This is a genomic window from Moraxella caviae, from assembly GCF_002014985.1.
GTDB lineage: Bacteria > Pseudomonadota > Gammaproteobacteria > Pseudomonadales > Moraxellaceae > Moraxella > Moraxella caviae.
Genome location: NZ_MUXU01000027.1, coordinates 22,597 through 41,691, shown reverse-complemented (window position 1 = coordinate 41,691; position 19,095 = coordinate 22,597). Strand labels below are relative to the sequence as shown.

The window sequence follows — 19,095 nt, the reverse complement described above, 5'->3', positions numbered from 1 at the left end:
TATAATGCACGATTTATTCTCAGCCATTTTTAGCTTAAGTCAATCCATGAAATTAGCAGTCATCGGTGTCAATCACAAAACTGCTCCCGTTGAATTGCGGGAGAAGTTGTCGTTTGGTGCGGATTTGCCTGTGGCGATTGGCGAACTTGGCGCACTCAGTGATGGCTGCACCATCGTTTCCACTTGTAATCGCAGCGAGCTGTACATCGGCATTGCTGATGACAAAAATTCAGCAGGCAATGACGAAGCGCACGCCTTGCTTGCCCTTGCCAATACAGATGCGCACACAGATGGCGATGAATTTGTCTACGCTGAACAAATCGCCAAGGTTTGTCAGTGGCTTGCTGATTTTAAGGGCGTAAATTTTGCGGAAATTGCGCCATATTTGTACATTTATGAGCGTGCGCGTGCGCTGAATCACTGGCTGCGTGTGGCGGCAGGTTTGGATTCGATGATTTTAGGCGAGCCACAGATTTTGGGGCAAATTCGCCAAGCGGTTGCGCTGTCTCGTGAGCATGGCGGTATCAGCAGTGATTTTGGCTGGCTGACGCAGCAAGTCTTTGCCGCAGCACGCATCGTGCGCCGTGATACCAGCGTGGGTCAGCAGGCGGTTACGCTTGGTTTTGCCACCGCCAAGCTGGTAACGCAAATCTTTGATGAACCCAGCGAGCAGACGTTTTTACTTGTGGCGGCTGGCGAAATGAACCGCTTGGTGGCGCATAACGTTGCCGCACTTGGCATGAAGCACATCATCATCGCCAATCGCAGCCGTGAGCGTGCCGAAAATCTGGCGCGTGAACTGCATGAGATGGCAGCGCAGGCAAATCGCCCATTGACGGTGGATTTGGTGGGGCTGAGCGCACTGGACGACGTGCTGCACCAAGCGGACGTGGTGAGCAGCTGCAGCGGCAGTATGCAGGCGCTGATTTCTTATGACATGACAAAAGCCGCCCTAAAACGCCGCCGCAACAAACCCATGCTGATGGTGGATCTGGCGGTGCCTAGAGACATTGAGCCGAGCGCAGGCACGCTTGATGATGTGTATTTGTACTCGGTGGACGACTTGCAGCACGTCATCGCAGGCAACTTACAAGAGCGCAAACAAGCCGCCGTGGAAGCTGAGATTCTCATCAGTCAGCTGGTGCTGGACATCGAGCATCAGGCACAAGTACAGACCGCGCGCAGTCAGATTGCCGCTTACCGCAGCACCGCTCAGTGGCACAAAACACGCCTACTGGAAGAAGCTATGCTTGCGCTTGACGATGGCGCAGACAGCAAAACCGTGCTGGCTGAATTTGCCCACAAGCTCACGCAGACGCTGGCGCACGCCCCTTCTAAGATGATTCGCCACGTTGCGCTGCATGGTGAGCCTGCCGCTCTTGAAATGGCGGCGCACGCCCTAAATCACGCTTATCGTGCTAAATCATCGCCAAAGCCTTCTGAATAATTCCCACAAATTTGGCGCAAAACTCCGCCAAGTGCTTGCACGCAGCACGCCCAGCCTGCGCCCAAACAGCCACTTCCAAAATCAACCACGCCTGAAAGCCAAGCCATACAAAAATCAACAAACAAAACACTTGTCGCACACGCTTTTATGCTAAACTAATGCGCCATCAAGCCAAAATTTGCTCACAGGTTTAGTTTTTATTGACCACAAAAAACGTGTTAAAATTAAACACTTAAACTTGTCTTGCTTGACACAATTTTTAGCACAGCTTTTGGTACAATTTTTTAGCACAACTGTTGGCATATTTGCCACTATTTTGATACACAAATCAAAATCACAAATCAAGACACCCAAATTCAAACACTTAAATCAAAATTAAGACACACAAGGATTTTATCATGACAACGATTCGTAAGCTGGCACTTGGCGCATTGACGATGGCGACTTTCGCCCTATCCGCCCACGCACAAAACACGCAGACCATCGTTTTGGGCGACATTGAAGACGTGGGGCAAGGCGATGCGTGCGAAGCGAACATCAAGCTGCCAAAAGGTTACGAATTTGACCGCCTGACCGCCGACTGCCAATACAACGAAGGGCTAAACGTGGTGCGCAAAGGCAAATTGTACGGCTTTGCCAACAAACATGGCGACGTGGTAATTCCTGCCAAATACGAAGAAGCGCACGGCTTTGATGACGGCATGGCGCTCATCAAACAAGGCGGCAAATACGGCTACTTGCGCCCAGACGGCAACATCGCCATCAAGCCACAATTTGCGGACGCTTGGGGATTTTGGGAAGGCCGCGCCAAAATCATGCAAAACTCACGCTACGGCTTCATTGACAAATCAGGAAAAATCGTCATCAAGCCCACGCACGCCGAGACGGGCAACTGGTTTGAAAATGGCTTGGTGTCGGTACGCCAAGGCAAACTTTGGGGATTTATGGACAAATCAGGCAAAATCGCCATCGCCCCGAAGTTTGATTATGTAGAAGATTTTGCCGAAGGACTTGCGCTCGTTGGTAAGGCGTACGGCACCGATGACGCTGGCGACACGCTGTATCGCTTTGGTTTTATTGATAAAAATGGCGACGTGGTGATTGATATCAAATACGATTTGGCATCAAGTTTTATCAACGGCTCAGCCTTTGTGGTTGATGGCGATGAAGTGTACTATATTGACAAAACAGGCGCACGCACCGAAGCACAGGCGTTGTAACAGGTGTTATAATTTACGCCAAGCGTGAGCAAATTGATGATTTGGCGCTCAATTTTGCCAATCGCTTGTCGTTTACTTGCCATTTACGCCAATTTTTGCTACAATCAGAGTTCGGATTTGTCATTTTGGCTTAGGCTGGCTTGATAAAATCCACATTGGGGATGTTCTGGCTTCGACGCTGGTAATGAAACCTAATGATGCACGTCAAGAGTGTATGCCTCTTGTAAATCAACATACATTTAAAATAGTCGCAAACGACGAAACTTACGCACTAGCTGCCTAAGGGCGCTTGGGTCGGCACAGATTACCTTTGGTCTGGTTGCTCACCCCGATGCGAACGCACAAAGGTTAGTTTGACTTAGCGTTGCGATGAGTCAGGCGAAATTTTAGCAAATCGTCCAAGCCTACCTGACTGTCGGTTCGGTGCGGATTAAAGCCATAGACAGATTCTAAGCGTGTAGAGTCATGGGCGTAGTGCTGGCGGACGCGGGTTCAACTCCCGCCATCTCCACCACTTTTACACTCCGAAAAACACTAAAGCCTTGATTTTCAAGGCTTTTTTATATTCATCAATTCATCAAAACCGCCACCCACGCCTTTTTGTTACACGCCAACGCACACCGTGGCACAATCACGCACCGCCTTGCACTCATGACCGTCTTTTTGCTCAATGCGCTCGCCAAATTCTTAATCGCTTTGATATTCATCACACCATTTTTGGCATATTTTTTGGCACGCAAATACCGCATTCATTTGGCGCTGGTGTTTTTGCTCGCTTGCGTGGTGGTTTATGGATTGGTAGTCGGCGGTGCGCTGGCAACGGACGCACACTTGCAAGCACTTTTAGCCAGCTATGATTTAAATAATGATGGCTTTTTTGATGGCGATGAAATCACCCCAGAGCAAGAAAAAGTCATGCAAGCGGTCGTCTCGGACACAGGCAGGCGCATGGCTGTCGTTACAGGGCTGATTGTCGCGCCGATTTTAGTGAGCGGTTGCTTTTTGGGCTGTGCGATTTTGATGCGTATTGTCAAGTGGATTATACCCCATCGCACATCTTAAATTTAGCTCAAAGCTAAACCACGCCAAGATTTATTCAGCATTTCGTGCCAATATTTCACACCAACATTTCACGCCAAATCAACGTTACTCAAACTCTATTCATGTTATTTAGACAACAAAAAAAGCCAAACACTCAGTCTGGCTTTTTGGGTAAGTTTTTCAGGTAAGTTTTGGATAATTTTTAGCTACTTTTCAGTAAATTTCAGCGAATTTCAGCCAGTTTTCAAACGAAACTTTCAGCTCGATTGACTAAAAATCAGCCAAATTACCATCACTGAATTTTAGCGCGGTATTTTACCACTGCCGTTGCGCCAATGCCCAGCTCTTCAATCGTCCAGCGCAAGCCCTTGTAATTTGCCAATGGCAGCTCTTGCGCTTGACCGTTCACGCTCACACGAATCGGCATATTCACAAAACGGCCGCCGTCCATCGTGGCTTGGGCGATGGCAGGCTCGATGTTACCCACCAGCTCCGCGCCTTTTGGAATGTCCATGGTCGCCACCATCTTGCGCACACGGTTTGTGCCGTGATTGGTGAACAGACCTTGATATTCCACGATTTGCCCTTTGCTGATTGGCGTGTTCATGCCCACAGGGGTCAGCGTTTCGTTGCCTGCTGCGTCTTTTGACACCACAAAAGCATTCACCACCATGTTTACATTGGCATCATTGGTGGTGTTCATGACAGGTGCGGCGGCTGTCTTGGCAGGGGCGGCGGCTGCGGTGGTTGTGGTTGTCGGTGCAGCTTCAGGCGTTGGCAAAACTGCGCAAGCCGTTACCAAAACGCCAGCCGCCAAAATCGCCAATACTGTGGTGTGCAATTTCATAATAAATCCTTGGTGTTCAATGACACGATGTTTTGATTGAATAATTGAATAAATTGATAAAACGCCAATGCGAGCGTTTAAAACTTGCCTTGATGGCAAGAAATTTAAGCAAAATAAGCGCAAAAGCTGGCTCATTTACCAGCCTAAGCTCAAAGTCGCTATCATACCACAAACCACGCCTAAAGTTTGCACTTGGCGTGTTTGTTTATGTAACTTTTGTTGATGGATTTTATTGATGAATTGGTTTTGCTGCGTGAAAAACAAGATTTTCGCACAGCAAACCGTCCAAATCCGCTGCGCCAGCTCATTTCACCAGCTGGCTGATGGTCTTAAACGCAGGGTCGCTGCTTGAGCGCAATAGCTCAAATAAAATCGCTTCGGTGGTCGTTACCACAGCGCCTGCCCTGCGCATACGGCGAATGGCGATTTTGCGGTCGTAGGCGTTGCGTGAACCAATCGCGTCCACCACCAAAATCGGCTGCATACCATTATCCAGCAAATCCAGCGCCGTTTGTTGTACGCAGACGTGCGCTTCAATGCCAAACAGCAGCACATGATGGCGGTTTTGCATGGCAAGATGTCGCCATGTGGGCGCATCGTCCACCGAGCTGAACGCCCGTTTTTCAAAGTGCGGTGCGTCTTGTAATAGCTTGGCAAGCTCAGGCACGGTATTGCCCAAGCCCTGCGGATACTGCTCATTCACCGTGATTGGCACGCCAAGCGCATTCAAGCCCTGCACCAAAATGCTGGCGCGCGACACCAGCGCATCCATGCCGTCAATGTGCGGCACAAATTTTTCTTGGGTGTCAATCAATAACGCCTGCGTGTCTTCTCGCAAAACACGATAAGTGCGCTGAACGGTGGTGGTTGGCATGGCTGCACTCCTTGCAATGGTGGGTTGATGGCTTTACTTTAGCGCAATTTTGCCCGCCTTTCAAGCAAAACCCCAAAACTTATTGGGAAAATTTTACAAAAAATGGGGAAGTTGGTTTAAAACCAATCTTGTGGGCTGGATTGGGAAGGTGGCTCATAAATCAGATTAGTGGCGGCTTGTAAATTAGATTGGCAGCAGCTCATAAGTTGAATTAGCGACTGCTTGTAAGTTGGGTTAGCGACAGCGTAACCCAGCGTTTTGCGGAAAAATCTCGCCCCATGTTGGGTTTTCGCAAGCGCAACCCAACTTACCCATCGTTCACAAACCTAAATTACACATCATTTCCAAACCCAACTTACAAATCTCGTGCAGTCCACCATTTATAAAAAACAAACCTTGACCAAAAGCCAAGGTTTGTCTTATTTTTAGTGTTCAGCCAAACGGCTAAACTTGCCGTCAATTATTAACGCAAAAACGCACGCGCATTACGGAACAGACGCATCCACGCACCGTCATTCGTCCACTCGTCAGGTTTCCAAGAGTGATTCACCGCGCGCAAAGTACGCTCTGGGTGCGGCATCATCAAAGTAACACGGCCGTCATTGCTGCACACGCCTGTGATACCTTCTGGCGAACCGTTCGGATTTAGCGGATAATGCTCGGTTGGGTTGCCTTGGCTGTCCACATAGCGCATGGCGATTTGACCTTGCAGCGTCAGCTCACGCAATGATTTTTCGTCTAGGTCGGCATAGCCTTCACCGTGTGCAATGGCGATTGGCAAAATGCTGTCTTGCATACCTTTTAGCAGCACAGATTTGGTGCGCTCAATGCGTACGTTCACCGTGCGTGCTTCAAAACGTGCCGATTTATTGAACGTAAAGCGTGGGAAATGCTCTGCGCCCACCATCAAATCTTTAAGCTGGCTCATCATCTGACAGCCGTTACACACGCCCAGCGCAAAGGTCTCTGGACGATGGAAAAAGCGTGCAAATTGCATACGCAGCTCATCGTGGAACAGCACCGAATTTGCCCAGCCAGAACCTGCGCCCAGCACGTCGCCATAACTAAAGCCACCGCACGCCACCAAGCCTTCAAAATCACGCAAATTGATACGGCCGCTCATCAAATCGCTCATGTGTACGTCCACCGCATCAAAGCCTGCACGCACAAAGCCTGCGCCCATCTCTAGGTGGCCGTTCACGCCTTGCTCACGCAAAATCGCCACTTTTGGCTGGCTGGTGCGGCTGTTCACATACGGCGCTTCTACCGCCAAATCCAGCTCAAAATTCGCCTGCGCAATCAAGCCATGATGATTTTCATCGCCAATCAAGGCAAATTCTTGGTCAGCACATTCTGGATTATCACGCAAACTTGCAATGCTGTGGCTGACTTTCGTCCATTCTTGCTGCAGCTCGGCACGGCTAAAGCGGTGCGTTTGCGTTGGCGTGCTGATAGTTAGCACGTCCAGACCTGCGCCGCCTGCTGGCGTTGCCGTTACTTGACCGACTAGGCTTGTAAACTCTGCCACGCCATGCTCATTAGCAAGGGCGATGAACGCTTCAACTTGCTCTGGCAAAACTTGCACCACCGCACCAAGCTCTTCGGCAAACAGCTGACCAAGCAAATCATCATCAGTCAATGCCAAAGACACCGCACTGCGGCTCGTGAACTGCATTTCTGCCACTGCCGCAAGCAAGCCGCCATCGCCAATGTCATGATACGCACGAATCACACCTGCTTCGTTTGCCGCTTGGATAAAGGCAAAAAACTTCGCCAAATCTTCGCTGTTGTCCAAATCTGGCGCTTCATCGCCAAGCTGGCTAAGCGTCTGGGCAAAAATCGAACCGCCAAGGCGCAATTTACCGCGCGACAAATCCAAACGATACAGCGCACTGTCTGCATTGACAAGCTCTGGCGTGATGGTCTTGGCGACGTTTTGTACTGGCGCAAAGGCTGTGATGATAAGGCTCATCGGTGAAGTTACGCTCTTATCACCGTCTGCGTCTGCCCAGCCTGCTTTCATGGACAAGCTGTCTTTACCCACAGGAATGGTGATGCCCAGCGCAGGGCAAAGCTCTTCGCCCACAGCGTGTACCGCGTCAAACAATGCTGCGTCTTCACGCTCATCGCCACACGCCGCCATCCAGTTGGCAGACAGCGTGATGTCAGAAATTTTGGCAATGCGTGCCGAAGCGATGTTGGTTACCGCTTCACCCACCGCCAGACGTGCTGACGCTTTTGGGTCAATCAAGGCAACTGGCGCGCGCTCGCCCATCGCCATCGCCTCGCCTGTGTCCGCCATCAAACCTGTCATGGTAACGGCGCAGTCCGCCACAGGCACTTGATAACGACCCACATACTGATCTTGAGTAACCATACCTGTGATTGAGCGGTCGCCAATGCTGATTAGGAACGATTTGCTGGCAACGGTTGGGTGGCGCAGCACGTCTTTGATGCTCTCTGCCAAGTCTACACCGCTCACGTCCAGCGCACGCAAAGCGTTTGGCTTACGCTCAAAGCTGCGTTTCATTTTCGGTGTACCGCCAAGCAACACTTGCATTGGCATATCCACAGGCTGCTCTGGCAATAGGCTGTCGTCCACTTTTAGTTCACGCACGTCCGTTGCCACGCCCAAGATGGCATAAGGGCAACGCTCACGCGCACAAATCTCATCAAACAGCGCTTCACTTTCTGGCGCAATGGCAAGCACATAACGCTCTTGGGCTTCGTTTGACCAAATCGCCATTGGCGACATACCTGCTTCTAGCGATGGCACTTTGCGCAAATTCAAATGCGCACCCAGCTCGTGATCGTCCACCAGCTCTGGCATGGCGTTTGACAAGCCGCCTGCACCCACGTCATGAATTGATACGATTGGGTTTTTATCGTCGCCATCAGCTGCCATCGCCCAGCAAGTGTCAATCACTTCTTGGCAACGACGCTCCATCTCGGCATTATCACGCTGCACAGACGCAAAATCCAAGCCTTCGTCCAGCTCGCCGCTGTCCACCGAACTTGCTGCGCCGCCGCCCAAGCCGATTTGCATGGCAGGCCCACCCAAAACGATGAGCAAATCACCTGCTTTGATGGTGTTTTTTTGTACCAAATTGCGCTTGATGTTGCCATAGCCGCCAGCAATCATAATCGGCTTATGATAGCCACGCATTTGGCTGCCGTCTTGGTTTTCTGACGTGTCCAGCTGGAACGTACGGAAATAGCCGTTCAGATTTGGGCGACCAAATTCATTGGCAAAGGCTGCACTGCCCAGCGGCCCTTCAATCATAATATCAAGCGCACTCGCCATGCGCTCAGGCTTGCCGTAATCTTTGGCAGAGACTTTGCCTGACGTTTCCCATTTTTCTGGCATATTTGGCAAGTGCAAATGCGACACGCTAAAGCCTGCCAAGCCTGCTTTTGGCTTACCGCCACGACCTGTCGCACCTTCGTCACGAATCTCACCGCCAGCACCTGTCGCCGCCCCTGCAAATGGCGCAATGGCGGTTGGGTGGTTGTGCGTTTCTACTTTCATTAAGATGTCAATTTGCTCATCATGAAAGTCATAAACGGCATTGCCTGCTGCGTCTTTGATCGGATAAAAACGTGGCGTTTTAAAGCCTTCCATCACCGCAGCGTTGTCTTTATATGCCGACAAAATGCCTTCTGAGTGCTTTTCGTGCGTGTTTTTAATCATCTTGAACAGCGATTTTGGCTGCACTTGCCCATCAATCGTCCATTCGGCATTGAAAATCTTATGGCGGCAATGCTCTGAGTTGGCTTGGGCAAACATCATCAGCTCAACGTCAGTCGGATTGCGCCCAAGTTTGGTGAAATTTTCCACCAAATAATCAATGTCTTCGCCAGACAAAGCAAAGCCAAATTCGGTATTAGCTTTTTCAAGTGCGACGCGCCCTTGTCCTAAAATGTCCACTTGCTCAAGGTGCGCAGGCTCGCCATCAACGAACAAAGCCGCCACGTCATCAAGCGCATACACCAAACTTTGGGTCATGCGGTCGTGCAGCACCGCTTCGGCAGCGGCTGGCAATTTGCTTGGCAAATCTTTGCCTTTTAGGATAAATACCAGCACACGCTCCATGCGGTTTACGTTCACGCCGCAGTTGCGAAAAATGTCGCTCGCCTTTGATGACCATGGGCTGATTGTCCCAAAACGTGGCGATACCACCACCAAAAGCTCGTCATCGGCAGCCGCCATCGGTGCAGGCGCTTCGCCTTGATTGAGCAGATTGAGCGCTTTGGTGCGCTCAGCGTCAGACAGCGCAGTGTCAAACACATACACCTGCTGGCTTGCGATGGAATCTACACTAAGTCCTGCTTTGGTCAGTTGGCTTAGCAGTTTTTGGGCTTGAAAATCGGTCAAATAACGATGTCCAGCGATGATAGTCATCATAATGTCTTACCCCAATTTGGTAACAATTTGGCAAATTGTCTGGCTGTGCAAATAAATTTTCATATTATAACAGACTTTAGCGCAAAAATTTCGCCTATTCATCACAAAAAACACACCCAAGTACGAACTTAAGGCGTGTTTGTGTGTTTTTAGGGATTTTGGGCTAATTTCAGGGCAATTTTAGGGAAACTTTTGGATAATTTTTTGGCAAATCACCGATAGGTTTTGCTAAGTTTGACCGATTGTTCATTTTTAAATTCCGCCCTTTTAAATTCACCCTTTAAACTCGCCAATTTAAAGCGCATTTTAAAAAGCATTTTTAAAACTTACCAATTTAAATGCGCCAGCGTCAAACACTCATCGCACCCATCTTAATGCCGAAAAGCGCAAAAGCAGCAGCAAAAATAATCACCAGCACAATAAAAATCAGCTGCGCTTTGGCAAAATTGGACTTACTTGGATTGGTGCTGCGGCTAAACGCCCAAATCAAAAGCGCAATGATATTCACCACAGGAATGGATAAAATCAGCAGTGTCAGCAGCCATTCGCCTAGGCTGATTGGCTTGGGATTGGCGGCTAAATTATGATTTTGAATTTCGTTCATGATGTTCTCCGTGATTATTTTGTCAATGACTGATTTTACGATTGGTTTTGCGATTGGCTTTCGCCGTACCAATCACTGTACAAGATTGTACAATAAATGACAATTCATCTTACAAATCAACAACAAACGCACACCGCCCACAAATACAAACCACAAACACCAACCACAAAGCATAATCCACCATTTACACACGGCAAATTTTGCATTATGATGGCAAGACAAACCGCTTTTAACACCAAATCACAAAACACCAAACTATAAAACAACAAGGATTTATCATGACCACCATCACCCACCACCCAGAACGCCGCCGTTTTGAGACGCAAATTGACGGACACACCGCCTATTTAAGCTACGAAATCGTCAGCGATGACGTGCTGGATTATGATCACACCATCGTCCCAAGTGAGTTGGGTGGTCGTGGACTTGGCAAGCAGCTTGTCAAGCACGCCCTAGATTATGCGCGCGCCAATGGCAAAAAGGTGATACCAACGTGCAGCTTTGTGGCGGCAATCATCGACAAAACGCCAGAATATCAAGATTTGCTGGTGTAACTGGTGCTTAGGCTGTTGCCAAGGATTGACCGCTAAATTCACACACTCTTTCTCATAAAAAGGACTTTTATGACCGCTCAAACGCTACTTCAGCTGACCCAGCCGCCCTTTGATGTGCTGACCGACACCGAACGCAGCGAGCTGACACGCCACGCCAAGATGATTTATTTGGCGCAAAACGAAACCTTGCCCACCGCTTGGCAAGACGACTTTTTTATCATCATCAAAGGCAAGCTCACCCAATCACAGCACGGCGAGCTGATTGCAGGTCTGCGTGCGGGCGATTGGTTTTTTGCCAAGGACAAATCAGGACTTGCCTACGACATCACCACCCAAGAACAAAGCCTGCTGTACCATTTGGCAGGCGATGCGGTGAATGCAGCCAGCCAGAAAAACAGCGCATTAAATGCCCTGCTGTTTGCTGATTTGGCGGCACGCAGCCACACCCAAAAAACTCGCCACGCCCACCACGAAAACCAAGCACTGCTGCACCGCCAAATCCGTGAACTTGGCGAATACATCAGCCCTGCGCACTTTGTGGATTCAGACGCCAGCTTGCAGATGGCTGCCATGGCGATGACAGCCGCTGACGCCAAGCACGTTTTAGTCGTTGATGATGCGGCAGATAATGACAAAAAAATGGGTATGTTCACCCAAACTGACCTGTGCCGCGCCATCGCCAACGCCGCCGATTTACAATCCTGCGTGCGTGATTTTAGCCATTTTCCTGTGCGCACCATTCACCAAGACCACGAAGTCGCCGAAGCGCTCACCACCATGCTTGAGCAGCGTATGCACCGCTTGCCCATCGTCAATGACGCAGGCGCAATCGTAGGCGTGATTGGGCAGACGCAGCTTTTAAATTTCCTTGCCAATCACTCCGAACTCATCAGCGCACGCCTTGATGGCGCACAAACGCTCGATGACGTGGCGGCAGCGGTAGAGCTCATCGGCAAATACATTCGTGGGCAAGCGCAAAATGGCGTGAAAGTCCACGTCATTGGGCGTGTGGTGCAAAGCCTGAATGCGCAAGTGTTCGCCAAAGTTTGGCAGCTCATCGCCACGCCAGCGGTACAAGCGGCAAGCTGCGTGATTGTGATGGGTTCTGAAGGGCGCGGCGAGCAAATCATGCGCACCGACCAAGATAACGCCCTTATCATCAAAGATGGCACAGACGAAGCCTTACTCCAAGAAATCCAAACCTGCGCCATCGCCTTTAATGACGCGCTTGCCCAGCTTGGCTATCCGCCTTGTGATGGCGGTATCATGATGGCGAATGCGCTATGGCGACAGCCGCTTGGCAAGTTTTTAAACGAAGTGCAATCGTGGTTTTTGGCAAGCCATGGCGATAAGCTGACGTGGCTGTCCACGCTGCTTGATGCGCATTTTGTCTGCGGTGATAAATCGCTGTTTGATGCTTTGATGGCGCACGTTTTTGAAGTGGCTTATCCTGCCGCCACCGCCAATTTCATCAACCGCTTTGCAGGCGCAACCTTACAAATGGGCAGCTCGGCACGTTTTTGGGCGAAATTCACAGGCGGACACGATCACGACATTGACCTAAAAAAGGCGGGCATTTTCCCCATCGTGCATGGCACGCGCGCCTTGGCGTTAGAGCACGGCATTCGCACCACAAACACACGCGCACGCCTAGATTTGCTCGTGCAAGCCAAAGCCATTGATGAAAAATTGGCAAAAAACCTACAAGAAGCGCTGGATTTTTTCCTTGCCAAACGCCTAGACGTGGCGCTTAGCACGTCTGACCGCCACGCACGCAAGGTCAATCCAAATACACTCTCCACGCTGGAGCGTGATTTGCTCAAAGAAAGTCTTGCGGTGGTCAAGGAATTTAAAGGCTTTATCACTCGCCATTATCGGCTTGATGTGTTTGTCGGCTGATGCGCTTGCCAACCGATATGCCAATCGGTTGAAAATTTAGCAAAAAGGATTGACAATCAAATAAGGAAATTTATGCTCGCTTCACTAAAAACTTGGCTGTACAGCTTTGGCAAAACTGGCACGCACAGCAAAACGCCCGCTCGGCTCACTCGCCCAGAATTTGGCTATCTTTTTGCGCCGCCGCCTGCCGATGAATGGGTGTGTCTTGACCTTGAAATGACAGGATTAAACCCAAAAACCGACCACATTTTAAGTCTTGGCGCAGTCAAAATCAGCCGCACGCATGGCACGTTTAGCATAGACACCGCAAACGCCCTATCCATCATCTGCAAGCCGCCCATCATGCCTGCGACAGACACCATCGTCATTCACGGGCTTAGACCGATGGACGTGGCGGACGGTGTCAGCTACGATGAAATGCTGGCGCAGCTGTTGCCGTTTTTGGGTGCGCGTCCCATCGTGGGCTTTTATACACAGATGGATTTGGCGTTTTTAAATGCGCTTGCCAAGCCGTTTTTGGGCGCAGCACTGCCAAATGCCGCCATTGATGTCAGCCTACTTGACCAAAAACTGCGCAAACAACAAAACCGCAATCCCGATGCGCCCATTGACCGCCGCCATTTGCACGAAATGCTCAAAACCGAGCGCATTCCTGCCTTGCCTGCGCACGATTCGCTCAATGACGCATTGATGACCGCCATGCTGTTTTGTCAGTTGCAGCATGAGTTGCAAGCGTCTTAAATTTTGTGTGGCTTAGTGTAGCTTGGTGCGACTTGATGATTTTTCGCCCAATTTTTCCCTAATTTTTTGCCAATCCTGTGTCAATCTTGCGCCAATTCACCCAAAACAAAACCGCACTTATTTGGCTATTTGGCGGTTTTGTCTTTCAAGCACGATTTTATGAAAAAATCACAATGTTATAAAAACCAAGATTTTGCGATTAACTGTCAAGCCCTGCCAGCAGCACATATTTGATTTCTATATAATCTTCAATGCCATATTTTGAGCCTTCACGCCCAAGTCCTGACTGCTTCACGCCACCAAAAGGCGCAGCTTCATTGGATAAAATGCCCGTATTCACCGCCACCATGCCATACTCCAGCCGCTCGCTAACACGCACAATGCGCCCAATGTCTCGGCTGTAAAAATACGCCGCCAAGCCAAATTCGGTATCGTTCGCCATGTGCAGCACGTCATTTTCACCATCAAAGCGAAAAACTGGCGCAAGCGGCCCAAAGGTTTCTTCTGTGGCAACTTTCATCTGCTGCGTGGCGTTTTTCACCACCGTTGGCGCAAAGAACAAATCACCGCACGCTTCGCCGCCCAGCACCACTTCACCGCCTTTATCCAGCATATCTTGTAAATGCGCCTGAACTTTTTTCACCGCATTTTCATCGATCAAAGGCCCAATGCTCACGCCTGCATCCATGCCGTTGCCGACTTTTAACGCGCGCACCGCTTCGGCAAATTTCGCCACAAATTCATCGTACACGCCGCTTTGTACATACAAACGATTGGCGCACACGCACGTCTGCCCTGCGTTGCGGTATTTGCTGATGATGGCGCCTTCCACCGCTGCGTCAATGTCGGCATCATCAAAGACGATGAAAGGCGCATTGCCACCAAGCTCCATAGACACTTTTTTAATCGTGGGTGCGCACTGCGCCATCAAGATTCTGCCGACTTCGGTTGAGCCTGTGAAGCTAAATTTTTTCACTCTGTCGTCTTCGGTCAGCACTTTGCCGATTTGGCTTGCTGCGCCTGTGATGACGTTGAACACGCCTTTTGGCACGCCTGCTCGGTGGGCAAGCTCGCCCAATGCCAATGCCGAAAGTGGCGTTTGCGAAGCTGGGCGAATCACAAACGCACAGCCAGCCGCCAGCGCAGGCGCAGCTTTGCGTGTAATCATGGCGCAAGGAAAATTCCAAGGCGTGATGGCAGCGCACACACCGATGGGCTGCTTGGCGACCAGCACTCTTTTGTCATTGGCAAAACTTGGAATGATGTCGCCATAAATGCGCTTGGCTTCTTCGGCATACCACTCAAAATAAGACGCGCCATAAGCAATCTCGCCTTTGGCTTCGGCAAACGGCTTGCCCTGCTCGGCAGTCAAAATCCGCGCCAAATCGTCTTGGTGCGCCATCATCAAGTCAAACCATTTACGCAAAATCTGACTGCGCGCCTTGGCACTCATCGCTGCCCACGCACTTTGCGCTTCGTGCGCCGCTTGCACCGCACGCTTCGCTTCATCTGCGCCCATGTCAGGCACATGAGCGATGATTTCGCCTGTGGCTGGGTTTTTGACCGCCAAACTTTTGCCGTCATTTGCCGCTTGCCATTCGCCATTGATGTAGGCGCAAGTTTTTAGTAGCGTTGGGTCTTGCAGTACCAAGCTGCCTTGTGCGTGTGGGCTGTTTTTGGGTGCATCTTGTGATTGCATGGCGTTTTTCCTTGTGGCAAAAGAAGTGTTGGGGTAAAATGACGCCAGCCGTTTTAGACAAATGACTTGAACGAACAACTTAAGCAAAAGACCGAACTCATCGCAGTGGCTGGCGGTTTTAAATAATTGATTTTAAATTAAATTTTATGCGAATTTTAAAGCTATGGTTTTAATCTTGGTTCGTCATGCCAAGCAGCCAAGCGGTCAAACTTGATATTTAAACTTGCGCCACAAAACACGGCAAACTCCCAACGAAAGTAACAAATTTATCCCAAGATGTAAAGCCCAAAACGCACGCACAAGGACTCTCATGCAGCATTTTATCGTCATCGGTAATCCCATCGCCCATTCCAAAAGCCCGCAAATTCACCACGCTTTTGCCGAAAGTTTGGGGCTTAATATTCGCTATTCACGCCAATTTTGCCCTGATGATGCGGCAAGTTTCACCGCTGTGGTGGAAGCGTTTTTTCATGGCGGCGGCGCAGGCGCAAACGTTACGCTGCCCTTTAAAGAAATCGCCTTTTCGCTGTGCCAAAACACAGGAGTACTCAGCGAATACGCCAAAAGCGCAGGGGCGGTGAACACGCTTGTCATCAAAGACGGCAAATTATTTGGCGATAACACCGATGGGCGTGGCTTGGTGGCGGATTTGGTGGCGCAAGGCGTGAATCTGCAAGGCGCGCACGTTGCCATCGTGGGTGCAGGCGGCGCAACTCGTGGGGCGATTTTGCCCTTGGTAGAACATGGCGCAGCGCTCACCATTTTTAATCGCACGCTCGCCAAGGCGCAGACGCTTGCCGATGAATTTGCCGCCCACACCGCCATCAGCATAAAAAGCCTTGAGTCGCTGGGCGCAGACACCGCACATTTTGACGTCATCATCAATGCCACCAGCGCCACCACGCACGGCACACCGCTTACGCTTGCGCCCACGCTGAGCGCTGATTTTGCCTACGACATGATGTACGGCAAGCCATCGCCATTTTTGGCGCATTTTGCCAATCAAGGCGCACGCACATCGGACGGCTACGGTATGCTGATCCATCAGGCGGCTTTGGCGTTCACGCTGTGGACGGGACGTGCGGTGGATTTACAAAAGGTGGATTTGTGATTTAACATTGATTTTATTTAAAAATACCTTTTAAATCAATGGCTTAAATTTTATCTTTTGTCGTCAATTTATCATCATTTTTAGCTTGAATACAGCTTGAAATTGGGCGCACAAGCCCAACTTACAACGCACGCCAGCCGCATTTGGCAAATTGGCGAGCAATTTTACCCTTTGACAATTTATCTTTGGAGAGTGTTATGAGCGAAACAGCCGACAGCCTTGATGGCTTGGATTTTGACAACTTGGACGATTTGCTGAATGATTTTGATGGCATAACCGTAGAAGGCGGCGTGGATAACAGCGATGATGACGGCTGTGAAGGCGGTGCGTGCAAGCTGTAATTCGCCATTTTTTCAAAACCGCACTTGGCTTAGGCTAAAGTGCGGTTTTTTGTGGGTTTTTATAAGTTTTGCACCAAATTATTGCGCCAAATTATTCCGCTAAATTTTGTGCAAAACTTTGACAATTTCTTACCAAATTTCCGCCAAATTTTTGCCACATTGCGCACCACACTGATAATCATGAGTTTGAATAACATAAATTTTCAATGAAAATAAGTTATCAATCATGCTTTGACCCTTTCGTAAATCTTAAAATCCCTGTATAGTGAAACACACTTGAAATTTTCACATCTGGCGTAATCGGCATACTTATCAAGCGATGATTACCGATTGCGCCAAACACACCACGCATTTAATAAGGAAATGACCATGCTGACGTACAAAGCACCGCTTCGTGATATGAAATTTTTGATGAACGAAGTGCTGGATTATCAAGGCCACTACAAAGCCCTAGACAATGGCGCAGGCGCTGATGCCGAGACGGTGGCGATGATTTTAGAAGGGTTTGCCGACTTTGCCGAAAACGTGCTGTCGCCTTTGTATCAGCCTGCGGACGCTGAAGGCTGTACATTTAAAGACGGTGAGGTCAGCACGCCAAAAGGCTTTAAAGAGGCGTATCAGCAGTTTGTTGAAGGCGGCTGGCAAGGCATTTCTTATCCTGAAAATTATGGCGGCATGAACTTGCCCATGTCCTTAAATCTCATCAAATCTGAAATGATGGGTACGGCAAACTGGCCGTGGGCGATGTATCCGGGACTCACCACAGGCTCAATCAACACCATCTTACAATATGGCGATGACGCACAAAAAGACGCCTATCTGCCAAAGCTCATCTCTGGCGAATGGTCTGGGACGATGTGCTTGACCGAAGCGCAGTGCGGCACGGATCTTAACCAAATGAAAACACGCGCTACGCCAAACGCAGACGGCAGCTACGCCATCACAGGCAGTAAGATTTTCATCTCGGCAGGTGAGCATGATTTGACCGAAAACATCATTCACATCGTGCTGGCACGCCTGCCAGACGCACCTGCTGGCACGAAAGGCATTTCGCTGTTCATCGTGCCAAAATTTATCGTCAATGCCGATGGTTCACTGGGCGAGCGTAATGCGGTAACGTGCGGCTCGATTGAGCATAAGATGGGCATCAACTCAAGCGCCACTTGCGTGCTAAACTTTGATGGCGCGACAGGATTTTTGATTGGCGAGCCGAATAAAGGGCTAAAAGCGATGTTCACCTACATGAACACCGCACGCATTGGCACAGGCATTCAAGGCTTATCACACATGGAACTGGCATTCCAAAACGCCCTGCCATACGCCAAAGAACGCCGCTCCATGCGTGCGCTTTCTGGCGCAAAAGAGCCTGAGCAGCCTGCGGATGCCATCATTCATCATGCCGATGTGCGCCGTATGCTTTTAACCCAAAAAGCGTTTGTGGAAGGTGCGCGCTCCATGATTTATCACGCCGCTCGCTACTCTGATCATCTAAGCAGTGCTGTGGTGCGTGGCGATGAAGCCGCGATTAAAAAATGGGACGACAAATTGGGCTTTTATACGCCAATTTTGAAAGGATTTTTGACCGAACTTGGCATTGAATCCGCCAAGCACGGGCAGCAAATCTTTGGCGGACACGGCTACATCAAAGAATCTGGCATGGAGCTGATTGCTCGTGATGCACGCATTTCCACACTGTACGAAGGCACCACAGGCGTGCAGGCGCTGGATTTGCTGGGTCGTAAAGTGCTGCTGCACGGCGGCGGTAAAGTGGTGCGTGATTACACCACAGGCATCATGAAATGGTGCGGTGAATACGCACTGGATAAGGATATGCGCCAGTTCGTCTGGGCGCTGACCAAGCTGTGCGCTGAGTGGAATATGCTCACCGCGCGCCTGCTGCTCACCGCGCGCAAAGACCGCGACATCGTCTCAGCGGCGTCTGATGACTTTTTGATGTATTCTGGCTATGTGATGATGGCGTATCACTGGGCGCGCATGGCGGCAGTGGCGTTTGACAAGCTCAAAAACGGTGGCAAGCAGCCCAAAGAGTTTTATCTTGCCAAAACCCAAACGGCTGAGTTTTATTTTGAAAAAATTCTGCCACGCACCAGCAGCCATGCCGAAGCCATGACCACGCCAAGCGAAGTGATGATGAAAATGGACATTGAGCATTTTATCATTGACTAAGCGTGCCGTTGGCATGACGCACTGGCAGGACAAATGCCTGATGAATGACAAAACCGCCAGCAAATGTTGGCGGTTTTTTGGGTTTAAATCAATATTTTATTAAAAGTCCGACTTTAAAATGCAAA

The 19,095-nt window shown here is 49.9% G+C and carries 14 protein-coding genes and 1 other RNA gene; 10 read left to right on the top strand and 5 right to left on the bottom strand.

The genetic code is table 11. The features are described 5' to 3' along the window. Positions 1-46: 46 nt before the first annotated feature. The 4 genes from hemA (at position 47) to B0181_RS04305 (ending at position 3,729) form a co-directional block, all read left to right on the top strand. Positions 47-1,447 (top strand): glutamyl-tRNA reductase, encoded by a 1,401-nt coding sequence (gene hemA / locus B0181_RS04320; protein WP_078276288.1) that lies wholly within the window; start codon positions 47-49, stop codon positions 1,445-1,447. Positions 1,448-1,845: 398 nt separating this feature from the next. Beyond that, complete coding sequence (locus B0181_RS04315; protein WP_078276261.1) at positions 1,846-2,667, top strand: WG repeat-containing protein; 822 nt, start codon at positions 1,846-1,848, stop codon at positions 2,665-2,667. Positions 2,668-2,824: 157 nt separating this feature from the next. Continuing rightward, positions 2,825-3,181: a transfer-messenger RNA gene (gene ssrA / locus B0181_RS04310) on the top strand. An 86-nt stretch (positions 3,182-3,267) separates the two neighbouring features. After that, a complete protein-coding gene (locus tag B0181_RS04305; protein ID WP_078276260.1) occupies positions 3,268-3,729 on the top strand; it encodes a hypothetical protein in 462 nt (153 codons plus the stop codon). A 271-nt stretch (positions 3,730-4,000) separates the two neighbouring features. Here B0181_RS04305 and B0181_RS04300 read toward each other — a convergent pair whose 3' ends face one another. The 4 genes from B0181_RS04300 to B0181_RS04285 all read right to left on the bottom strand — a co-directional run bounded on the left by B0181_RS04300 (position 4,001) and on the right by B0181_RS04285 (position 10,438). Beyond that, the gene (locus B0181_RS04300; RefSeq protein ID WP_242620095.1) at positions 4,001-4,555 is read right to left on the bottom strand and encodes a hypothetical protein; all 555 of its coding nucleotides are present in this window, start codon (positions 4,553-4,555) and stop codon (positions 4,001-4,003) included. 304 nt (positions 4,556-4,859) lie between these two features. Beyond that, on the bottom strand, positions 4,860-5,429 hold the full coding sequence (locus B0181_RS04295; protein WP_078276259.1) for a hydrolase: 570 nt from the start codon (positions 5,427-5,429) through the stop codon (positions 4,860-4,862). A gap of 463 nt (positions 5,430-5,892) precedes the next feature. Beyond that, positions 5,893-9,834 carry a phosphoribosylformylglycinamidine synthase gene (purL, locus tag B0181_RS04290; protein WP_078276258.1) on the bottom strand — a complete coding sequence of 1,314 codons (3,942 nt, stop codon included), beginning with the start codon at positions 9,832-9,834 and terminating at the stop codon, positions 5,893-5,895. Positions 9,835-10,183: 349 nt separating this feature from the next. After that, positions 10,184-10,438, bottom strand: coding sequence for a hypothetical protein (locus tag B0181_RS04285; protein WP_078276257.1), 255 nt, complete (start codon positions 10,436-10,438; stop codon positions 10,184-10,186). A gap of 278 nt (positions 10,439-10,716) precedes the next feature. Between B0181_RS04285 and B0181_RS04280 the strand changes: the two genes are divergently transcribed. The 3 genes from B0181_RS04280 (at position 10,717) to B0181_RS04270 (ending at position 13,632) form a co-directional block, all read left to right on the top strand. After that, positions 10,717-10,992, top strand: coding sequence for a GNAT family N-acetyltransferase (locus B0181_RS04280; RefSeq protein ID WP_078276256.1), 276 nt, complete (start codon positions 10,717-10,719; stop codon positions 10,990-10,992). 69 nt (positions 10,993-11,061) lie between these two features. Further along, positions 11,062-12,891 (top strand): DUF294 nucleotidyltransferase-like domain-containing protein, encoded by a 1,830-nt coding sequence (locus B0181_RS04275; protein ID WP_078276255.1) that lies wholly within the window; start codon positions 11,062-11,064, stop codon positions 12,889-12,891. Positions 12,892-12,963: 72 nt separating this feature from the next. After that, positions 12,964-13,632, top strand: coding sequence for a 3'-5' exonuclease (locus B0181_RS04270; RefSeq protein WP_078276254.1), 669 nt, complete (start codon positions 12,964-12,966; stop codon positions 13,630-13,632). A 199-nt stretch (positions 13,633-13,831) separates the two neighbouring features. Here the strand turns inward: B0181_RS04270 and B0181_RS04265 are convergent, their stop codons facing one another. Further along, the gene (locus B0181_RS04265; RefSeq protein WP_242620096.1) at positions 13,832-15,283 is read right to left on the bottom strand and encodes an NAD-dependent succinate-semialdehyde dehydrogenase; all 1,452 of its coding nucleotides are present in this window, start codon (positions 15,281-15,283) and stop codon (positions 13,832-13,834) included. A 358-nt stretch (positions 15,284-15,641) separates the two neighbouring features. Between B0181_RS04265 and aroE the strand changes: the two genes are divergently transcribed. From aroE to B0181_RS04255, 3 genes are all read left to right on the top strand, one after another. Next, on the top strand, positions 15,642-16,442 hold the full coding sequence (gene aroE / locus B0181_RS04260; RefSeq protein ID WP_078276252.1) for a shikimate dehydrogenase: 801 nt from the start codon (positions 15,642-15,644) through the stop codon (positions 16,440-16,442). Between the two features lie 197 nt (positions 16,443-16,639). Further along, the gene (locus tag B0181_RS12210) at positions 16,640-16,783 is read left to right on the top strand and encodes a hypothetical protein (RefSeq protein ID WP_165474525.1); all 144 of its coding nucleotides are present in this window, start codon (positions 16,640-16,642) and stop codon (positions 16,781-16,783) included. A gap of 369 nt (positions 16,784-17,152) precedes the next feature. After that, a complete protein-coding gene (locus tag B0181_RS04255; RefSeq protein WP_078276251.1) occupies positions 17,153-18,970 on the top strand; it encodes an acyl-CoA dehydrogenase C-terminal domain-containing protein in 1,818 nt (605 codons plus the stop codon). Positions 18,971-19,095: the final 125 nt, after the last annotated feature.